The sequence below is a fragment of the Flavobacterium hibernum genome (assembly GCF_000832125.1).
GTDB classification, from domain to species: Bacteria; Bacteroidota; Bacteroidia; order Flavobacteriales; family Flavobacteriaceae; genus Flavobacterium; species Flavobacterium hibernum.
Genome location: NZ_JPRK01000004.1, coordinates 71,437 through 92,231, shown reverse-complemented (window position 1 = coordinate 92,231; position 20,795 = coordinate 71,437). Strand labels below are relative to the sequence as shown.

Below are 20,795 nucleotides of genomic sequence, written 5' to 3'. Positions count from 1 at the left end.
ACAGAATTACAACCAAACAGTAAGTATCAAAAAACTAGTGTCTTTACATTTTTTTAAGAATGTTAAATATCACATAATTTTTTTAAATGTTTCTCAAAAAATACTTTACATTTCACTAATTTACTGTTTATTAAACCTTTAATCATTAACCAACATGAAAACAACCAAATCAATATTATCTACATCTTTATTATTAGCAATATTAGCCTGCAATGGTCAGATAACTCAAAAAGAAAAAGAGGCCTTATCTAAGCAACCCGGAAATGTAGTAAAAACTGCTATTGGAAACATTACTTTGCCTCCGCCTTATGCAACTGAATCTAAAACAAACAGCAGTAAAGTTATTGATTGGCCAGAAGGGAAAACGCCAAAAGCACCCGAAGGTTTTACGGTTACAAAATTTGCCGATGGATTCGAAAATCCGCGTTGGACCTATATTGCTCCAAACAATGATATTTTTGTGGTTGAAAGTGGTACTAGAACGAGCAAGAATCAGATTATAATACTGCGTGATAAAGATAAAGATGGGAAATTTGAAACTCGCGAAGTTTTTCTAAAAAACCTCAACAGACCTTTTGGAATGCTAGTGCTAAATAACTTTTTTTACGTTGCCAATACTGATGGTTTATATCGATATCCTTACAACAACACAGCTTTGAAATTAGAAACTCAAGGTACAAAAATTCTTGATCTTCCAGCCGGTGGCTACAACAATCACTGGACTAGAAATATAATTACAAATCCTGAGGGAACAAAAATCTACATTTCTGTTGGTTCCGGAAGTAATGTTGGCGAAAACGGAATGGATAAAGAAGTTCGTCGCGCGGCTATTTTAGAAATTAATCCTGACGGAAGTGATGAGAAAATTTATGCTGATGGAATTAGAAATCCGGTTGGAATGGACTGGAATCCTATAAACAAGGAACTTTGGACAGCGGTTAACGAGCGCGATGACTTAGGCGATGACTTAGTTCCTGATTATATTACAAGTGTAAAAAGAGGTGGTTTTTACGGTTGGCCTTATTCATATTTTGGGAACATTCTTGACCCACGAATGAAAGGCGAACGAAAAGATCTTGCCGCCAAAGCAATTGTTCCGGATGTTTCGGTTGGCGCTCACACGGCTTCTTTAGGATTTACTTTTTATACCAAAAATGCTTTTCCGGCAAAATATAAAAATGGAGCTTTCGTAGGGCAACATGGCTCTTGGAACCGAGCAAAAATTTCTGGATACAAAGTTGTTTTTGTTCCTTTTGCAAATGGAAAACCATCAGGAAAACCGGAAGATTTTTTAACCGGTTTTGTTGCCAATGAAGCAAAGGCAGAAGTTTACGGACGTCCCGTTGCGGTTACTGTTATGCATGACGGATCACTTTTGGTAAATGACGATAGCGGAAATACAATTTGGAAGGTTACGGCAAAAAAATAAATCAAATACAAATCAATTTTAACCGCAAAGAACGCTAGGATTTCTTCTGTAGCTTTTACAAAAACACAAAGACCGCAAAGCTTTGTGCTATTTTTGCCTTTCTGGTGAAGGAGAAATCACACTTGGGATTCGACAAAAAATTGCAATTTTGATTCTGTCCCGAAGCTTCGGAATAGTCTGATCTATCCTTCGTCAAAAGGACAATATTGTGTTTAAAGGTTGTACTCTCTACAAAACCATTGCGTACACTGCTGTTAATTTTTTTCCTTTTTTATGATTTTAAAAAAACACTACTTTCTTCTTTTTGCACTTTTTGCTTTTCAGAATATTGAAGCACAAGAAAAAGAGCGCCAAACTATTGATTCTGTAAAAACACTAAAACTGGAAGAAGTAGTAATAAGTCCTCTTCACATTAATAGTGAATTACAAAACACGCCAGCTTCTATTGCAGTTCTATCTAAAAAAGAACTGACGCAAAATAATACGACAGACATTAGCACCGTAATCAATACGCTTCCGGGAGTTTTTATGCAATCTTCAAATCTTACTACAACCCGAATTTCGATTCGTGGAATTGGCGCAAGAACGCCGTACGGAACCAATAAAATTAGAGCATTTTACGGCAGCATTCCGCTAACTTCCGGAAACAGTGAAACTGTAATTGATGACATTGATCTTGAAAACATAAATCAGATTGAAGTCATCAAAGGTCCGCTTTCGAGTATTTATGGTGCAGGTTTGGGTGGCGCGATTTTAATTTCACCTCAACTCTCAAAAACAAAAGGAGAAAGCGCTGGGATAAGCACCGTTTATGGTTCTTTTGGTTTATTAAAAAATCGTTTTAATTATAGTTTAACCGGAAAAGAATCTAGTTTAAACATTAGCTATCATAATTTAAAAACAGATGGATGGAGAGAAAACAGTGCTTATAACCGAAATGGAATTACACTGGCGGGAGAATTATTCAAAAAGAAAAACGGCAAACTCACCTACTTTTCGAATTACACTTATTTAAAAGCTTTTATCCCGAGCTCTATTAGTAAAGAAGTTTACGATTCCAATCCGCAACTAGGCGCACCAACCTGGGTTGCATCAAAAGGATTTAAAGAATACAAATCGACTTTGGCAGGATTAGCTTATGATTTCAAAATCAATGAAAATCTAAACAATTCAACATCAATATTTATTAATTACAAAGACAGTAACGAACCAAGGCCTTTTGATATTTTGCATCAATATACTTTTGGCACAGGAGCGAGAACACAATTTTCTGGAAAATTTAAAATTAGAAAGACAGAGAATCAATTCATTGCCGGAATCGAATATTTTACGGATAATTACAACGGAGATACTTTTGAGAATTTGTATAAAACTAATAATGGTCAAGGAAGTTTACAGGGAAATCAATTGACATCAACAGATCAGAAAAGACATTTTTATAATATATTTTCTCAAATCAGAACTTTGCTTTCTGAAAAAATAGAGTTTCAGGCTGGCATAAACTATAATGAAACTCATTTTGAGCTAACCAACTTTCTTCCTCAAAAAACTTCAACAGAAAAATATGGATATGACGGAATTTTTTCGCCACAATTGTCCTTCCTTTTTAAACCAAACACAAAACAAACTATATACGTCTCTGCAAGTAAAGGATTTTCCTTGCCTACCACCGAGGAAACTCTTACAAGTACCGGCAATATAAATCCGGATATAAAACCCGAAAGCGGTTACAACTTTGAAGTGGGTGGGAAATTCTATTTTTTCAATAAAAATCTTTACACTGAATTTGCTATTTATCGAATGGAAATAAAAGATTTATTGGTAGCCAAAAGAATTGGTGATGATCAATATGAGGGAATAAATGCAGGTAAAACATTTCATGAAGGAATCGAAATTTCAGCAAAACACAATTGGATAATTAATTCCATTTTTTCATTAAACTCTTTTATTGGTGCTTCTTTAGGCAAATATGAATTTAAAGATTTTATCGATAACGGAATTGATTATTCAGGAAATAAATTAACTGGCGTTGCAGCAAACAAAATAAATGCCGGAATAGTTCTAAACACTACTTCCGGCCTTTTCTTTTCTGCTGATTTTCAGTTTGTAGATAAAATTCCAATGAATGATGCTAATTCAGCTTATGCAGATTCTTATAAAATCATAAACTTAAAAACAGGTTATAGGCTTGAAATTCTTCCAAACTTAAACACTAATTTTGCTTTCGGAGTCAATAATATTGCAGATGAAAAATACGCCTCATTAATTTTACCAAATGCCGTAGCCGTAGGAAATTCATCTCCCAGATATTATTATCCTGGACTTCCTATAAATTATTACGGAAACATTGCATTAATTTTTTTATTTTAGATACATCTTAAACTCAAAAAAATGTCTTCTGAATTACAAACCAAACTCGATTACCTAAAAGCTTATCGGGAAAACCGACTTAAGGTGGCGCAAGATGTTTTAGAAAAACCTGCTTTATTTAAGGAATTGGTTACGATTTGTTTTTCTCCATCAGACAAAAACAATCATAAAGCCTGTTGGATTCTGGAATTTGTCTCGTATGAAGAATTGATTTGGTTACAACCTCATCTGGATTTCTTCTGCTCGAATTTAAAAATTCTAAAAGATGAAAGCGCCATTCGTCCAATTGCAAAAATTGTTCAGCTTTTAGTAAAATCACATTATAAAAAAGATGAGAATTGTATTTCACTTTCCGAAACAAATCTTCAGGATTGTATCGAAGCATCTTTTGACTGGCTCATCAACGATGTAAAGGTGGCAACAAAAGCTTATTCTATAAGGACATTATATATTTTAGGAAATCATTTTGACTGGATTCATCCTGAATTACAAATTATCTTAAACAAAGATTACGGGGATCATTCGGCAGCATATAAAGCTGTAGCCAAAGAAGTTTTGAAGAAGATTGAAAAATAATCTTGCAACAGTTTAATTTTACCGCTAAGTCCGCTAAGTTTTTTACCCTAATATTATGTTGAGAAAACACAAGGTTCGCAAAGCTTTGTGACCTTTACTGTTATTTATAAACTCAACTAACAAACTTTGCGAGCTTTGCGAAACCTTTGTGTAGTTTGCGGTTAAATTTTTAGCCACAGATTAAAAAGATCTTAATAAATCAACGCAAAAAATAATCTTACTCCATATTGTGGCAAAAAAAGATTAAAAAGTATCTTTGCAAAAACACAACTACAATGAATTATTTTTCTTCTGATTTTAAATTAGGAATATTAGGTGGCGGACAATTAGGCAAAATGCTTTTATTCGACACCAGAAAATTTGATATACAAACTTATGTTTTAGATCCTAGTGACGAAGCTCCTAGTAAAATTGCCTGCAATAAATTCTTTCAAGGCGATTTAATGGATTACGAAACGGTTTATAATTTTGGAAAACAAGTTGATGTTTTAACTTTCGAAATTGAATTGGTTAATCTTGAAGCTTTAACACAACTTGAAAACGAAGGCTTAAAAATATATCCTTCTCCAAAAACCTTAAAAGGAATTCAAAATAAAGGAATTCAAAAACAATTTTACGCAGATAACAATATCCCAACTGCTCCTTTTGAAAGATTCGAAAATTTAGAAAATCTAAAATCTGCTGTCACATCGAGCGGAGTCGAGATGCCTTTCGTTTGGAAATGTACAGAGTTTGGTTACGACGGAAATGGTGTAAAAGTAATTCGTCAGGTTTCAGATTTAGATAATCTTCCAAATGTAGAATGTATTGCAGAAACAATGATTCCGTTTAAAAACGAATTAGCAGTTATTGTTTGCAGAAATCCATCGGGAGAAATTAAAACTTATCCGGTTGTCGAAATGGAATTTCATCCAGAGGCTAATCAAGTAGAATATGTTATTTGCCCTGCAAGAATCGATGAAAAAGTAGCCGAAAAAGCAAGAGCAATCGCATTGAATGTTTCGGAGAAATTCAACCACGTTGGTCTTTTGGCAGTTGAAATGTTCCAAACCAACGACGATGAAATTTTGGTAAACGAAGTTGCTCCTCGCCCACACAATTCAGGTCATTATTCTATTGAAGCCAGTTATACATCACAATTCGAGAATCATTTACGTGCAATTCTAGATCTTCCGTTAGGAAATACAGATAGTAAAGTTGCAGGAATTATGGTGAACTTAGTTGGTGCCGAAGGATTTTCTGGAGATGTAGTTTACGAAAACATCGAAACCATTTTAGGTTGGAATGGCGTTACACCACATATTTACGGTAAAAAACAAACAAGACCTTTTAGAAAAATGGGTCACGTTACGATTGTAAATGAAGATATGGCTGAAGCAAGAAAAATTGCAGAGGAAGTTAAGAATACAATTAGAGTAATTAGTATATAGTTTTCAGTCGCAGTCACAGTTTTCAGTCTCAACAAAAACTTGAAACCTGAAACTTGAAACAAAAAAAACAAAAAAAACACATGAGTAAAGTAGCCATTATAATGGGAAGCATCTCAGACATGCCAGTCATGCAAGATGCCATCGACATACTAAAACAATTCAATATTGAAACTGAAGTAGATATCGTTTCGGCGCACAGAACACCGGAAAAATTATTCGATTTTAGTAAAAATGCACATACTCGCGGTATTTCGGTAATTATTGCCGGAGCTGGCGGAGCGGCACATTTACCAGGAATGGTTGCTTCGATGTCGCCACTTCCTGTAATTGGAGTTCCTGTAAAATCAAGCAATTCAATCGATGGTTGGGATTCGGTTTTATCGATTCTTCAAATGCCGGGCGGAGTTCCTGTTGCAACTGTAGCGCTAAACGGAGCAAAAAATGCCGGAATTCTTGCAGCGCAAATCATCGGAAGTCACGATAAAAAAGTTCTTGATACTATTATTGCTTATAAAGAAGAATTGAAAGCAGCAGTTAACAAAGCGGCTGAAGGTTTAAAATAGTTTTCAGTTTTCAGTCACAGTTTTCAGTATAAACTGTGACTGAAAACCGCTACTGAAAACTAAAATTACACCTCATCTTCAATTTCTTCTAAGACAGATTCAAATTCGTATTCCGTTATATCTTCTTTATTTATCCAATTCTCTGAAGTAACTAAACTGTAATTTATATCGTCTGTTGTTGTCAATTCCCAAACTATATATTCAGCTTCAGGAAACGGAATATTTTGCGACATTTGATTTTCAAACAATCTTTTGATAAGATTTCTATCAGATAATCCTTTGTTCAATAATTTCAACACATTTTCAGCTGTCAGCTTTTGTGCTTCACCATCAATTGGTGTCATTGAAAAATGAACAATAGAAGCTTTTGCATTGGGGAATTTTCCGTTGTAAGCTTTAAAAAGCAATTGATTAATGTGAAACAAAGTTCCTTGCATGTCTATTTCAGGATATTCTTCACAAACTTTATCAATTAACATATTGTGTGCAATTTGCTCAATTTGCCCATCGGTTAATCTATCAGGAAATTTATATTTCAGGACTATTTCAGCAGCTTCATTAGTCTCGTAATCCGAGATAGCCATTTCTAGCAATTCCGGTAAACTACTTTTATCCGCCGTTGCTCCATCGGGATAATTGAATTTTTCTAATAACTGAACAAGATCTTCGTCAGACCAATATCCTTCTACTTCATTAACCGTATCTATTCTCTTTATTGCAATTTGATAATTCATCGTATTTCTATTTTATTATTTCTGATTAGCATTTTATAATTCTAATCGTATTTTTTTCAATTTACGCTTTTAATAATGTGCACAGCAATAAATAACATATCTATAACACAATTTAAGAGGATTTTATGCCGAGAATCGATCTGGTTTAGACGATTAGATTTTTATAAATTGCTATCTTTGAAATTCAAAATATTGAGTTCAAATACTAAAATAATTATATCATAATGAACGTTTTACTTTCAAAATTCACCACCAAACATAATACAGCCCCTTTTTCGCAAATTAAAATTGAAGATTATCTTCCGGCTTTTCAGGAAGGAATTTCTTTGGCTAAAGCCGAAATCGATGCTATCGTAAACAATCCCGAAGCACCAACTTTTGAAAATACTGTTTTCGCGATGGATTTTTCGGGAGATATTCTAGATCGTCTTTCAAGTGTATTCTTCAATTTAAATTCGGCAGAAACAAGTGACGAAATGCAAAAAATCGCTCAGGAAGTTTCACCTTTATTGTCAGAATTCGGAAATGACATTACTTTAAATGCTGCTTTATTTGCTAAAATAAAAGCCGTTTACGATCAAAAAGATACATTAAATCTAAATCCGGAACAAACTACTCTTTTAGATAAAAAATATAAAAGCTTTTCTAGAAACGGAGCGAATTTACAAGAAGATAAAAAAGATAAACTTCGCGAAATCGACAAAGAATTATCAAAATTGAGTTTGCAGTTTGGCGAAAATGTTTTGGCCGAAACTAATGCTTTCGAATTGCATTTGACAGATTACAACCATTTAGCAGGATTACCGGAAGGAACTATCGAAGCTGCAAGATTATTAGCAAAAAGCCAAGAAAAAGAAGGTTGGATTTTCACATTAGATCATCCAAGTTATGTTCCATTTTTGACCTATGCGGACAACCGTGAATTGCGTAAAAAAATGGCGATTGCTTTTGGTGCAAAAGCATTTCAAAATAACGAATTCGACAATCAGGAAAATGTCTTAAAGATTGCCAAATTACGTTTTGAAAGAGCCAATTTATTAGGTTATAAAACGCACGCACATTTTGTTCTGGAAGAAAGAATGGCCGAAAGTCCAGAGAAAGTTTTTTCTTTTCTGAACGATTTATTAGCTAAAGCAAAACCTGCAGCTCAAAAAGAATTTGCTGAATTGACGGCTTTCGCCAAAGAACTGGACGGAATCGAACAATTAGAAAAATGGGACGGTGCATATTATTCTGAAAAATTAAAACAACAGCTTTTTAATTTAGACGATGAAAAACTTAAACCTTATTTTCAATTAGAAAAAGTTTTAGATGGAGCTTTTACAGTTGCCAAAAAATTATACGGATTAACTTTTACGGAAGTTTTTGATATTGATAAATACCATGAAGAAGTTACAACTTATGAAGTAACGGATGCTGATGGTAATTTAGTTTCTATTTTCTATGCAGATTTCTTCCCAAGAAAAGGAAAAAGAAACGGTGCATGGATGACTTCATTCAAACACCAATCTATAAAAGATGGCGTAAACGAAAGACCACATATTTCGAACGTTTGTAATTTTACAAAACCAACCGAAACTAAACCGTCATTATTGACTTTTAATGAAGTTACGACTTTATTCCATGAATTTGGCCACGGTTTACACGGAATGCTGGCCAACACAACTTATCCAAGTTTATCAGGAACGTCTGTTTTTTGGGATTTTGTAGAATTACCAAGTCAGATTATGGAAAACTGGTGTTACGAGCAGGAAGCTTTGGCTTTGTTTGCAAATCATTATGAAACTGGAGAAATTATTCCGATTGAGTATGTTCAGAAAATTAAAGAAAGTGCGAGTTTCCAGGAAGGTTTAGCAACATTGCGTCAGCTAAGTTTTGGATTGTTAGACATGGCTTGGCACGGACAAGATCCTACGAACATTACAGATTTAAAAACTTTCGAAACAGAACAATTTGCCAATACACAATTATATCCTGATGTAAAAGAAAATGCAATGAGTACGGCATTCTCACATATATTTCAAGGTGGATATTCTTCTGGGTATTATAGCTACAAATGGGCCGAAGTTTTAGATGCTGATGCATTTGAATATTTCCAGGAAAAAGGAATTTTCAATCATGAAGTAGCAACAAAATTTAAAGAAAATGTACTTTCTAAAGGCGGAACTGAACATCCTATGATTTTGTACAAACGTTTTAGAGGTCAGGAACCAAAACCTGAGGCTTTATTGAAGAGAGCTGGATTAGTCTAGACTTTCTTAGATTTTTAGACTCCTTAGACTATTAGATATTTTTGAAACCGAAGCATTTCTGCTTCGGTTTTTTATTTGATTTTCTTTAAATGTAATTTTCGCTATCTTCGTCTTTTAAATCTTAATCTTACAAATACAAGCCGTGAAAAAATATTTCAAAATCGCCCTTTATCTTGCAATCATTGGATTAATTGCAATTGTTTCTGTAAATTACTATGTAAAATCTTCGACCAAAAAGAACATTTATTATTCAATTAAAAAGTTCCCTAAAAATGATGTTGGAATTATTTTTGGTGCGGGAATTAAAGGAGATCAACCAAGCAAATACTTAAAAGATCGTTTAGACGCTGGAATTTTACTATGGAAAGCGAAACGCATCAATAAAATTTTGCTTTCTGGAGATAACGGACGTAATGAATATGACGAATTAACGGTTATGAAAAATTACTGTTTTAGTCACGGAGTTGATACCACAAAAATATTCATTGACTATGCAGGCTTTGATACTTACTCGACTATGTATCGTGCAAAACACATTTTTAAGATTAAAAAAGCAACTTTAATCTCTCAGGAATATCATTTAAATCGAGCAATTTATATTGGGCAAAAACTCGGAATAAAATCAGTTGGATATTCGGCAAACAATGGAGAATATTTAGGCTATAAATATGTTACTTTTAGAGAATATGGCTCTATTTTTAAATCTTTCTTTGATGTTTTAAGAAATCGTGAACCACACTTCTTGGGTGGCGAAATTAATATAAACGGAGAATCCAATTATTCTAAAGAAGACAAACGATAAAAAAAAGCCTGCAAGAATATCTTGCAGGCTTTTACTTTTTTAAAATAGAATCTTTATTCTTTGCTCTATTTTCTTTTTTCTTTTTTTACTCCTTTTCCAAAACTTTTTTAGCCAATTTCCCAACCGTTAGTCCTTGAACAACGATAGAAAATAAAACTACTATATAAGTTACTTCTAAAAGAAGGTTTTTATATTCTCCTTCTGGCATAGAAAGTACTAATGCAATAGAAACTCCTCCTCGAATTCCTCCCCAAACAAGCACCATTAAAGAACCTTTATTATAAGCAGATTTAATACCGAAAAACTTGAAGATATCAAAGAATTTCCATGGCAAAACTATTGAAGCAATTCTAGAAAACAACACAATAAAAATCGCCACAAAACCTATTACCAATTGTTTATTTAAATCTGGAAGTAATAGTAATTCAAAACCAATAAACAAGAATAAAATAGCGTTTAGAATTTCATCTATAAGTTCCCAAAATTTCTCTAAGTAATCTTTAGTCTCATCGCTCATTGCAACTTTTTTACCATAATTACCAATAATCAATCCGGCAACTACCATCGCTAAAGGACTTGAAACGTGTAGACTTTGTGCGATCAAAAAACCTCCCATAACTATAGAAAGTGTTATTAAAACCGAAACTTTATAATCATCAATTTTCTTGATAACTCGCGACGCTGTAAATCCTAAAACAGCTCCTAATAAAAGTCCACCAATACCTTCCTTTGCAAATAACCAGGCAATCGAACTAAAACTCATATCAAATGTGGGATCTGTTGCCATTTTTAAAACAACAGCAAACATAACTACCGCTACTCCGTCATTAAACAAAGATTCACCCACAATTTTGGTTTCTATTCGTTTAGGAACTTTTGCTTGTTTTAAAACACCCAACACCACAATTGGATCGGTTGGAGAAATTAATGTACCAAAAACTAAACAGAATATATAAGGGATTTTAATTCCGAACACTGGCGCTATGTAATAAAACAACACCGAAATAATTAGTGCAGAAAGTACAACACTAACCGTAGAATAAATTATAATAGGAACTTTTTGTTCTTTAAGATCAGACATATTAACGTGTAGAGCGCCTGCGAATAGCAGGAAATTCAACATTGCTCCCATTAAAATTTCGTTGAAGTCGAATTCTTTTATCAATGCAAAAAAATGCTTTGTTGTCGCAGGAAAATAAGAATCGCCCAACAGACGAATACCTACTGAAACTAACATGGCAATAATCATGATTCCGATAGTTCCCGGAAGTTTTAAAAATCTTAAATTTAAATAGGCGAAGAAAGAAGCCAATACAATAAGTATTGAAAATGTGTAGTATAATTCCATAAATTTGATTTTTACAAAAATATCTTTTACATTATTTAATCGAAAATTTCAAGTCCCGAATTAACATAACTTTATAATTAATAAAATAACTTTCATTTATTTTTGAAAGTTTAAAAAGTTTTACTTACATTTGATCTATGGAATTCAAAGAAGCAAAAAATAAGTTTGTACAAACCTGGGGAGCATTAGGTTCTCAATGGGGAATTAATAAAACCATGGCGCAAATTCATGCTTTATTAATGGTTTCGAACGAACCTGTTTCAATGGAAGACATTATGGAAGAATTGCAAATTTCGCGCGGAAATACGAGCATGAATTTAAAAGCTTTAATGGACTGGGGAATTGTATATAAAGAATACAAAGCCGGAGAAAGAAGAGAGTTTTTTACTGCCGAAAAAGATTTAGACGAATTGGCCGTAAAAATTGCAAGAGAAAGAAGTAAAAGAGAAATCAAGCCTGCTCTTAAAATATTAAAAGAAGTCTCCACAATTGACGCTAATAATTCGGCAGAAGAAAAACACTTTGTCGATCAAACTTCTAAATTGTATGATTTCGTTTTAAAAGCAGATAATATGTTAGACAAAATGACTGAGTTCAACGAAAACTGGTTAGGACGTTTGGTTCTAAAAATTATGAAGTAAAAAAATTCAACTAAAACTTTCATTTTTTTCTGAAAGTTTAAAACAAACTATAAATATGAAAATAGCAAACTTTGGAAATTTAGCAATTATTTTCTCGGTTATTATCTCTGCAATATTGGGACAATATTATCCTGATTGTTTAGGTGTAACATTTGTCTTAGGCTTATTTGTAATGCCTGTATATCAATTATTAGTTGGTTCCGTATGGTTTTTCTCACCAAATAGAGACAAACGGATTAACCTTTATTTCATAGGTGTTATAACTTTTTTCACTGTTGTATTTTGCACTAACTCATTTCATAAAACTGATAATGAGAGAATTTTCGAGCAGATCTTAACTATTTTATTCCAAATAGTTCCAATAACACTTGCAATCTATTTCACTTATATACTTAACCAATATTCAAGAGAATGAACTTCTTAAAAGCAGAATGGAAAAACTTAGCACTTTTTAATTATGAAGTTGATGCTAAACTTTTAGAAAAATATATTCCGGCAGGAACTGAAATAGATCTTTGGAATGACAAATGTTATGTAAGTCTCGTTGGGTTTATGTTTGAAAACACGAAAGTTCTTCGTTTCAAAATTCCGTTTCATATTGATTTTGAAGAAGTCAATTTAAGATTCTATGTAAAACGTTTCGAAAATGGAACATGGAAGCGTGGTGTCGTCTTTATTAAAGAAATTGTTCCTAAAAAAGCGATCACTTTCATTGCCAATACTTTGTATCAGGAACATTATGAAACTCAAAAAATGAGACATGAAATAATTGAAAAAAAAGATACCAGTACTTTTATTTATCAATGGAAAAATGATCAAAAATGGAATACGATTCAAATAGAAACTAAAAAGAATCCTGTAGCAATTGAGATTGATTCTGAAGCTGAATTTATTACAGAACATTATTTTGGTTATACCAAAATTGATAAAGAAACTACTTTCGAATATGAAGTTCAACACCCGAGATGGGAGCAATTCGAAGTTTTAAATTACAACATTAATATTGACTTTAATAAAACATACGGAACTGATTTTGAATTTCTTCAAACTACAAAACCAACTTCAGTTTTCTTAGCGAAAGGCTCTGAAATTATGGTTAAGAATAAAAAGAAACTAAAATTAATTTCTCTAATCTGAAAAATGCATCATTACATCCTAATTCATTTCATAATCTTTAAAACCAAAAATCATGAAAACGCTCGAAAACCAAACTTTGCTTTATGATGAAGATTGCCCACTTTGCAGTTTGTACACAACTGGATTTGTAAAAAATGGTATGCTGGATGAAAATGGAAGAAAATCATATTGCCAATTATCTGAAGAAGAACAAAATTTTGTAGACTTAAAACGTGCTCCAAACGAAATTGCTTTGGTTGATAACAAAACCAAAACTGTCACTTACGGAATTGATAGTTTAATAAAAGTAGTTGGATTTTCTTTTCCGTTAATCGAAAAAATAGCGACTATAACACCCGTACATTATGTTCTTAGAAAAATGTATTCTTTTGTTTCTTATAATAGAAAGGTAATAATTCCCGGAAATATTAAGGACGAAAACAAGCTACAATGCGTTCCGGATTTCAATTACAAATACCGTTTTCTTTTTATCGCATTTGCCTTAACGGTAACGACTTTTGTTTTATTTGGATATTCTAATTTAATTCCGGTTTTACCCAAAACAAGTATCGTTAGAGAAGTTGTTTTGTCATTTAGTCAAATCGCTTTTCAAAGCTTGTTTCTTTTAAAATTCAATAAACAAACTATCATCAATTATGCAGGAAATTTAATGACTGTTTCTTTAATGGGTTCTTTGATTTTAGTGCCAATTTTAATTGTAAGTCAATTTATAATTATTCCGGCAATTATCATTTTAGGTTGGTTTGCGATAACTGTTCTGATCATGTTTGCAGAACATTTTAGAAGAATTAAAATTCTAAAACTCCCACATTATCTTTGTTATACATGGATACTTTATCGAATTCTTGCTTTACTCCTAATCTTAAATTAAAAACAGCCACGAATTATTAATATTCACATAGAATAAAATTCGTGAATTCATGGCGATAAAAATAGTACTCTAATGAAAAAACTCATAATAGCAGCGGGAACCGGTTTTTTAGGACAAGTTTTAGTCAATCAATTCAAAGATAAATTTGAAGAAATTGTAATTCTGACTAGAGGAAAATCTCAAACCACTAACGGAATTAAATATATAAACTGGAACGCCAAAACTTTTTCTGGTTGGGAAAAAGAATTGGAAGATGCAACCATTTTAATCAATCTTGCCGGAAAATCTGTAGATTGTCGCTATACAAAAGAAAACAAAAAAGAGATTCTATTATCTCGAATTGAAAGTACAAAGATTTTAAACAAAGCGGTTTTAAACTGTAAAAACCCACCTAAACACTGGCTGAATTCATCTACAGCAACAATTTATAGATTTTCATTAGACAAACAAATGGATGAAATTGATGGTGAAATTGGAAATAACTTCTCTATAAATGTCGCCTTGTCTTGGGAAAAAGCATTCTTTAAAACTGAAACTCCAAAGACATTAAAAACAGCTTTAAGAACTTCTATCGTTTTAGGAAAAAATGGTGGAGCATTTATTCCTTTGAAAACATTAGCAAAAACAGGTTTTGGAGGAAAACAAGGAAAAGGAAATCAGTTTATAAGCTGGATTCACGAAGAAGATTTTGCAAATGCTATAGACTTTATAATTGAAAAAGAAATGACAGGAGTTATCAACATTGTTGCTCCAGAACCAATTCGTAATGCTGATTTTATGCAGAAACTAAGAAAAGCAGTTGGTTTTCCTTTTGGAATTCCAGTGAATGCATTTCTTCTCGAAATTGGATCTTTCTTTATTCGAACAGAAACTGAACTGGTTTTAAAAAGTAGAAATGTAATTCCGAAACGACTTTTAGAAAATGGATTTCAATTTAAGTTTGGAGATATTGACAAGGCTTTTCAAAATTTATTAAATAAATGAATCTAATTTTTATAATCAGACATTGGGCTTTCACATTATTATTAGGGCCATTTATTTTTGCAATAATAAATGGTTTAAATACTAACTGGAGTTCGAAAAATCTTTTTGATTTTTTTCAAATATATCCGCTTATGATATTTATGGGATTACTTTTCTCTCTGCCAACATATATTTGCATTAGTATACTTTTTACCGTTTTTAAGAACAAAAAAATACAACCATGTTGTGCAAAAACAATTCTGATGATAATTGTAGTAATTGGAATTTTTATAACAACAGGACTTATAAATGGAACTGTTTGGTTTGTCCTTGCGATTTCTTACTCAATTTCGTCAATTACAGCAGGTATATTTTTGATGCGATATTTTAAAAATGAAACAGAGTCATGACAACAATAAATCTCACAACCATAATAAAAGCGCCAAAACAAATCGTTTTTGATGCCTCAAGAAACATAGACATTCATCAGCAATCCGCTAGTCCCACTAATGAAAAAGCAATTTCTGGCGTCATTTCGGGTTTAATTAATTTAAACGAAACGGTAACTTGGCGCGGAAAACATTTTGGATTTTATCTCACACACAAAAGCAGAATTACTGCAATGACCTTTTACGATTATTTTGTAGATGAAATGGAAGAAGGAAAATTTAATTTTTTTAAACACGAACATTTTTTTGAAGAAGAAAATGGCGTTACAATTATGAAAGATCATTTACAATATGAAACTCCGTTTGGAATTTCAGGACGAATATTTGATGCTTTATTTTTGAAAAAACACCTTACTCAGTTTCTTTTAGAAAGGAATAAAGTTTTGAAAGAAGTCTCTGAAAAGCTGATTTAAAATAAATTTCTTACTTTTAAGAAAAGTTACTTCATTTAAAAATAAACTTATGACTATAAAAACTAAAATTTTATCGCTCGCTTTTTTTGTATTTTCTTGTATTGGATTCGCACAAAGTAATTGCGCAACATTAAAAGGTTGTGAGCGAAAATTGTGTGAATTAAACACCAAACTAGCAGCTGCTAAAAAAGCAGGAAATCAAAGTCAGATCAAAGGAGTTGAAGATGCCATTTCGAAAACGAAAAAAAATTGCACTACAAAAACAGTAAATAATGATCTTGACAAAAAAGTAAAAGAAAAACAGCAAAAAGTGAACGAAAGAACTGCTGATTTGAACAAAGCAATTAAAGATCAGGAAAGCACAGAAAAAATCAACAAGAAAAAAAAGAAATTAGCTGAAGCTAAAGCCGATTTGAATAAAGCGTTGGCAGAGCAGAAAACGAAATAGATTAGTACGGATTTATTTCACGCAGTTTTTCCGGATTTGAGCAGATTTTAAAATCAAAAAATCAGTTGCCTCCAGCTTTAGCTGGAGTAGAAATTGTGATAGAATATTCCTGGCTTTAGCCAAATCACAAAGTTTGGCTAAAGCCCTAATTGAAAACTCCTTTTTTACCTCCAGCTAAAGCTGGAGGTAATTCAAAATTTAATAATTCATACATTCTCTTTTGAAAATGATTTTTCTCGCTTTACGGTTTGCGTGAGGGATAGAAGTGGAAAGCCCACAGCCTGACGAAGGAAGTGCGAGGACTTGCAGCGGATAGCCCGGTTCGCCTTTTCGGCGAAAATGCCCAAAATATTATGCTTAATTAAAGAAAAAAATCATCAGCCACCAAAATATTGGAACACTTTCGACCCAAAAAGAAGTATAATATTTTGATCTATTTGGGTTTGCAAACAGAATAAATAACATTAAAGTAATCACCATTATAAGATTTATGAGCAAATCATGAAATGTGAATGTTAATACTCCAACAATCCAAAATGGAACTAATAGTAAAAATCCTAAAATCTTTGTTCGCTTTACACCAATCGTTTGCGGAACAGTTTTTAAATGCGGGTCATCATTGGCCAAATCAATAATTTCAAAAACCAAAATCAGCACAAAAACCAATACAAATCGCTGAATACATTTTATAAAAAAATCCGGTATAAACGGAATTTCGGCATTTATATAGGGTAAAACCAAAGTCGCACCTACCCAACAAATTGCTACAATATAAATTTTAACTCCTGCCCAGTTTCGGGCATTTTTTCGATTTGGAAAAAATGGAAGTGTATAAAGTGCCGTAATAGCAAAAATTACAACCGACACAATTTGGGTAATTCGTTTTAAGTGAAAAAAATAATACCCTACTAAAATCAGTGAAACAAAACTCAAAACAGCAATTATTTTTAGTTGAGTTCCTACCGGTTTTCTATTTACACGAACCAAAGCATCATATTTAACAAAATTATACCCCACAATTGTTCCAAAAAAAACGAACAAAGCCATAGGTGCATCATACTGAATATGAAATACATGAAACGTTACACATACTAATGCATAACACGACAAAGCTACGTGTATACTGCTGTTTAAATAAAAATCGAATATTTGTTTTAAAAGTTTCATATGCTCAAATCTAATCAATTGGTAACAAATCAACTCTTTAGTTAGAAAATTGACAAAAATTGAAGTTAAAAATACCCATTAAATTATTAATAATACTTAATTTTGCGCCACAAAAAAACAACACATTTACTATAAAATGTAATAAACCTTGTGTTACACTTGATTAAGTCAAAGAAGATACATCGCGAATTGCATTGCCCTTAAAAAATTAGATAGCTACAAATGAGAACAGATGCTTTTGCTTTAAGACACATTGGCCCAAGAGAAACAGATCTTCAACACATGTTACAAACCATTGGGGTTGAATCGATCGAACAACTTGTTTACGAAACACTTCCGGATGATATTCGTTTAAAAGCACCTTTGAATTTAGATCCTGCTATGACGGAGTACGAATTTGCAAATCATATTCGCGAATTAGGAAAGAAAAACAAAACATTTAAATCATACATTGGTTTGGGTTATCACCCAACTATCGTTCCGGCTCCTATTCAAAGAAATATCTTCGAAAACCCAGGATGGTATACGGCTTATACGCCTTACCAAGCAGAAATTGCTCAAGGTCGTCTTGAAGCAATCTTGAATTTCCAAACTACTGTTATCGAATTAACAGGAATGGAAATTGCAAATGCTTCTTTATTAGATGAAGGAACTGCTGCTGCCGAAGCTATGGCTTTGTTATTTGACGTTCGCACACGTGATCAAAAGAAAAACAACACCAATAAATTCTTCGTTTCTGAAGAAATTTTACCTCAGACTTTATCTGTTTTACAAACACGTTCAACTCCAATTGGAATTGAATTGGTTGTTGGAAACCACGAAACATTTGATTTCTCTGATGAGTTCTTTGGAGCTATTTTACAATATCCGGGAAAATATGGTCAGGTAAACGATTATAGTGCTTTTGTTGCTAAAGCAAAAGAAAACGAAATTAAAGTGGCCTTTGCTGCTGATATTTTATCATTAGCTGCTTTAACTTCTCCGGGAGAAATGGGAGCTGCGGTTGTAGTTGGAACTTCACAACGTTTTGGTGTACCAATGGGTTACGGTGGTCCTCACGCTGCTTTTTTTGCAACTAAAGACGAATACAAACGTTCTATGCCAGGTCGTATCATTGGAGTTTCGATCGATGTGAATGGAAACCGCGCTTTACGTATGGCTTTAGGAACTCGTGAGCAACATATCAAACGTGAAAAAGCAACTTCAAATATTTGTACAGCTCAGGTTTTACTAGCGGTTATGGCTGGAATGTACGCAGTTTACCACGGACCAGAAGGATTAAAATACATTGCAAACAAAGTTCATGCATCTGCGGTTACTACTGCTGAAGCTTTAAATAAATTAGGAGTTTTCCAAACTAATACAGCTTACTTTGATACTATTTTAGTAAAAGTTGATGCTCAAAAAGTAAAAGCAGTTGCGGAGAAAAACAAAGTAAACTTCTTCTACCCTGATACTGACTCTGTTTCGATTTCATTAAACGAAACAACTTCAATTTCTGACATCAACCAAATCGTTGCGATTTTTGCTGAAGCTTTAGGAAAAGAAACTGTTACGGTTTCTGAATTAACTTCTGCAAGTCAATTGCCTGCTTCATTAGAAAGAACATCTTCTTTCTTGACACATGATGTTTTCAACAATCATCATTCAGAAAGTCAGTTAATGCGTTACATCAAAAAATTAGAGCGTAAAGATTTATCGTTGAATCATTCAATGATTTCATTAGGTTCTTGTACAATGAAATTAAACGCAGCTTCTGAAATGTTGCCTTTATCAATGCCAAACTGGAACAGCATTCACCCGTTTGCGCCAGTTGAGCAAGCAGAAGGTTACATCACGATGCTTAAAAAATTAGAGCAACAATTAAATGTAATCACTGGATTTGCCGGAACAACATTACAGCCAAACTCTGGTGCTCAAGGAGAATATGCTGGTTTAATGGCAATTCGTGCTTACCATTTATCAAGAAACGAAGGTCACCGTAATGTATGTTTGATTCCATCATCAGCTCACGGAACAAATCCTGCTTCTGCAGCGATGGCCGGAATGAAAATTATCGTTACGAAAACAACTCCAGAAGGAAATATTGATGTAGAAGATTTAAGAGAAAAAGCAATTGAACATAAAGATGATTTATCTTGTTTAATGGTAACGTATCCATCTACTCACGGAGTTTTCGAATCTTCAATTATTGAAATCACAAAATTAATCCACGATAATGGCGGATTAGTATATATGGATGGTGCAAACATGAACGCACAAGTTGGATTAACAAATCCTGCTACAATTGGTGCTGACGTTTGTCACTTAAACTTACACAAAACATTCGCTATTCCTCATGGTGGTGGTGGACCTGGAGTTGGACCAATCTGTGTGAACGAAAAATTGGTTCCATTTTTACCAACAAACCCACTCTTAAAAGTAGGCGGAGAACAAGCTATTACAGCAATTTCATCTGCACCTTACGGATCAGCTTTAGTATGTTTGATTTCTTACGGTTATATCACTATGATGGGTGCTGAAGGATTAAAAAGTGCTACAGAACACGCTATTTTAAATGCGAATTACATGAAAGCGCGTTTCGAAGGACACTACCCAATTCTTTACACTGGAGAATGCGGAAGAGCAGCTCACGAAATGATTTTAGATTGTCGTTCATTTAAAGAAAACGGAATCGAAGTGGGTGATATCGCAAAACGTTTGATGGATTACGGTTTCCACGCTCCTACGGTTTCTTTCCCTGTTGCTGGAACTTTAATGATCGAGCCTACAGAATCTGAAGATTTAGCAGAATTAGATCGTTTTTGTGATGCTCTTATCTCAATCAGAAAAGAGATTGAAGCTGCAACTGCTGATGACAAAAACAATGTATTGAAAAATGCACCTCACACATTGGCTATGCTAACTACAGATACTTGGGATTTCCCTTATACTAGAGAAAAAGCAGCTTATCCATTAGAATACATTGCTGAAAATAAATTTTGGCCATCAGTTCGTCGTGTAGATGACGCATACGGTGATAGAAACTTAGTTTGTAGCTGTGCTCCTATCGAAGCTTATATGTAATACTAAGATTTTTTAGTTTTCATTTAATTATATCCAAACCCGATAAGTTTTAAAACTTATCGGGTTTTTATTTTTAATAAACATTGCAATTCTTGAATTCTTCGATAAGGGTATTATTTTCCCATTTCCTCAAAAA

18 protein-coding genes are annotated in these 20,795 nt (G+C 33.1%); 15 read left to right on the top strand and 3 right to left on the bottom strand.

Annotated features, from left to right (window positions below; translation table 11 throughout):
- Window positions 1-154 precede the first annotated feature (154 nt).
- The 5 genes from IW18_RS03680 (at window position 155) to purE (ending at window position 6,368) form a co-directional block, all read left to right on the top strand.
- A complete protein-coding gene (locus IW18_RS03680; protein ID WP_041516238.1) occupies window positions 155-1,429 on the top strand; it encodes a PQQ-dependent sugar dehydrogenase in 1,275 nt (424 codons plus the stop codon).
- A gap of 273 nt (window positions 1,430-1,702) precedes the next feature.
- A complete protein-coding gene (locus IW18_RS03675; protein ID WP_041516237.1) occupies window positions 1,703-3,799 on the top strand; it encodes a TonB-dependent receptor in 2,097 nt (698 codons plus the stop codon).
- A 21-nt stretch (window positions 3,800-3,820) separates the two neighbouring features.
- Entirely contained in the window at window positions 3,821-4,375 is a 555-nt protein-coding gene (locus IW18_RS03670; RefSeq protein WP_041516236.1) for a hypothetical protein, read from the top strand.
- Between the two features lie 275 nt (window positions 4,376-4,650).
- Window positions 4,651-5,805 (top strand): 5-(carboxyamino)imidazole ribonucleotide synthase, encoded by a 1,155-nt coding sequence (locus IW18_RS03665; RefSeq protein WP_041516235.1) that lies wholly within the window; start codon window positions 4,651-4,653, stop codon window positions 5,803-5,805.
- Between the two features lie 80 nt (window positions 5,806-5,885).
- Window positions 5,886-6,368: a 5-(carboxyamino)imidazole ribonucleotide mutase gene (purE, locus tag IW18_RS03660; RefSeq protein ID WP_041516353.1), complete on the top strand. Its 483-nt coding sequence runs from the start codon at window positions 5,886-5,888 to the stop codon at window positions 6,366-6,368.
- Between the two features lie 65 nt (window positions 6,369-6,433).
- Here purE and IW18_RS03655 read toward each other — a convergent pair whose 3' ends face one another.
- Window positions 6,434-7,102 carry a hypothetical protein gene (locus IW18_RS03655; protein WP_041516234.1) on the bottom strand — a complete coding sequence of 223 codons (669 nt, stop codon included), beginning with the start codon at window positions 7,100-7,102 and terminating at the stop codon, window positions 6,434-6,436.
- A 224-nt stretch (window positions 7,103-7,326) separates the two neighbouring features.
- Here IW18_RS03655 and IW18_RS03650 point away from each other — a divergent pair, with 224 nt between their 5' ends.
- Both IW18_RS03650 and IW18_RS03645 read left to right on the top strand, forming a co-directional pair.
- On the top strand, window positions 7,327-9,354 hold the full coding sequence (locus tag IW18_RS03650; protein ID WP_041516233.1) for a M3 family metallopeptidase: 2,028 nt from the start codon (window positions 7,327-7,329) through the stop codon (window positions 9,352-9,354).
- A gap of 142 nt (window positions 9,355-9,496) precedes the next feature.
- Entirely contained in the window at window positions 9,497-10,156 is a 660-nt protein-coding gene (locus IW18_RS03645) for a SanA/YdcF family protein (protein ID WP_041516232.1), read from the top strand.
- An 85-nt stretch (window positions 10,157-10,241) separates the two neighbouring features.
- Here the strand turns inward: IW18_RS03645 and IW18_RS03640 are convergent, their stop codons facing one another.
- A complete protein-coding gene (locus IW18_RS03640; RefSeq protein ID WP_041516231.1) occupies window positions 10,242-11,504 on the bottom strand; it encodes a cation:proton antiporter in 1,263 nt (420 codons plus the stop codon).
- Window positions 11,505-11,641: 137 nt separating this feature from the next.
- On the opposite strand from IW18_RS03640, the gene IW18_RS03635 reads away from it, so the two are divergent.
- The 7 genes from IW18_RS03635 (at window position 11,642) to IW18_RS03600 (ending at window position 16,426) form a co-directional block, all read left to right on the top strand.
- Window positions 11,642-12,145: a GbsR/MarR family transcriptional regulator gene (locus tag IW18_RS03635; protein WP_041516230.1), complete on the top strand. Its 504-nt coding sequence runs from the start codon at window positions 11,642-11,644 to the stop codon at window positions 12,143-12,145.
- Between the two features lie 55 nt (window positions 12,146-12,200).
- The gene (locus IW18_RS03630) at window positions 12,201-12,560 is read left to right on the top strand and encodes a hypothetical protein (RefSeq protein WP_041516229.1); all 360 of its coding nucleotides are present in this window, start codon (window positions 12,201-12,203) and stop codon (window positions 12,558-12,560) included.
- Window positions 12,557-13,282 (top strand): YqjF family protein, encoded by a 726-nt coding sequence (locus IW18_RS03625; protein WP_041516228.1) that lies wholly within the window; start codon window positions 12,557-12,559, stop codon window positions 13,280-13,282. Before IW18_RS03630 ends, IW18_RS03625 begins: the two co-directional genes overlap by 4 nt.
- Before the next feature lie 52 nt (window positions 13,283-13,334).
- Complete coding sequence (locus IW18_RS03620; protein ID WP_041516227.1) at window positions 13,335-14,153, top strand: thiol-disulfide oxidoreductase DCC family protein; 819 nt, start codon at window positions 13,335-13,337, stop codon at window positions 14,151-14,153.
- Between the two features lie 72 nt (window positions 14,154-14,225).
- Window positions 14,226-15,137 carry a TIGR01777 family oxidoreductase gene (locus IW18_RS03615; RefSeq protein ID WP_041516226.1) on the top strand — a complete coding sequence of 304 codons (912 nt, stop codon included), beginning with the start codon at window positions 14,226-14,228 and terminating at the stop codon, window positions 15,135-15,137.
- A 385-nt stretch (window positions 15,138-15,522) separates the two neighbouring features.
- Window positions 15,523-15,978 (top strand): SRPBCC family protein, encoded by a 456-nt coding sequence (locus IW18_RS03605; protein ID WP_041516224.1) that lies wholly within the window; start codon window positions 15,523-15,525, stop codon window positions 15,976-15,978.
- 49 nt (window positions 15,979-16,027) lie between these two features.
- Window positions 16,028-16,426: a DUF1090 family protein gene (locus IW18_RS03600; RefSeq protein ID WP_052480074.1), complete on the top strand. Its 399-nt coding sequence runs from the start codon at window positions 16,028-16,030 to the stop codon at window positions 16,424-16,426.
- Window positions 16,427-16,783: 357 nt separating this feature from the next.
- Here IW18_RS03600 and IW18_RS03595 read toward each other — a convergent pair whose 3' ends face one another.
- Window positions 16,784-17,593 carry a UbiA prenyltransferase family protein gene (locus IW18_RS03595; protein ID WP_041516223.1) on the bottom strand — a complete coding sequence of 270 codons (810 nt, stop codon included), beginning with the start codon at window positions 17,591-17,593 and terminating at the stop codon, window positions 16,784-16,786.
- A 222-nt stretch (window positions 17,594-17,815) separates the two neighbouring features.
- Between IW18_RS03595 and gcvP the strand changes: the two genes are divergently transcribed.
- Window positions 17,816-20,659: an aminomethyl-transferring glycine dehydrogenase gene (gcvP, locus tag IW18_RS03590; RefSeq protein ID WP_041516222.1), complete on the top strand. Its 2,844-nt coding sequence runs from the start codon at window positions 17,816-17,818 to the stop codon at window positions 20,657-20,659.
- The last annotated feature ends 136 nt before the right edge of the window (window positions 20,660-20,795 follow it).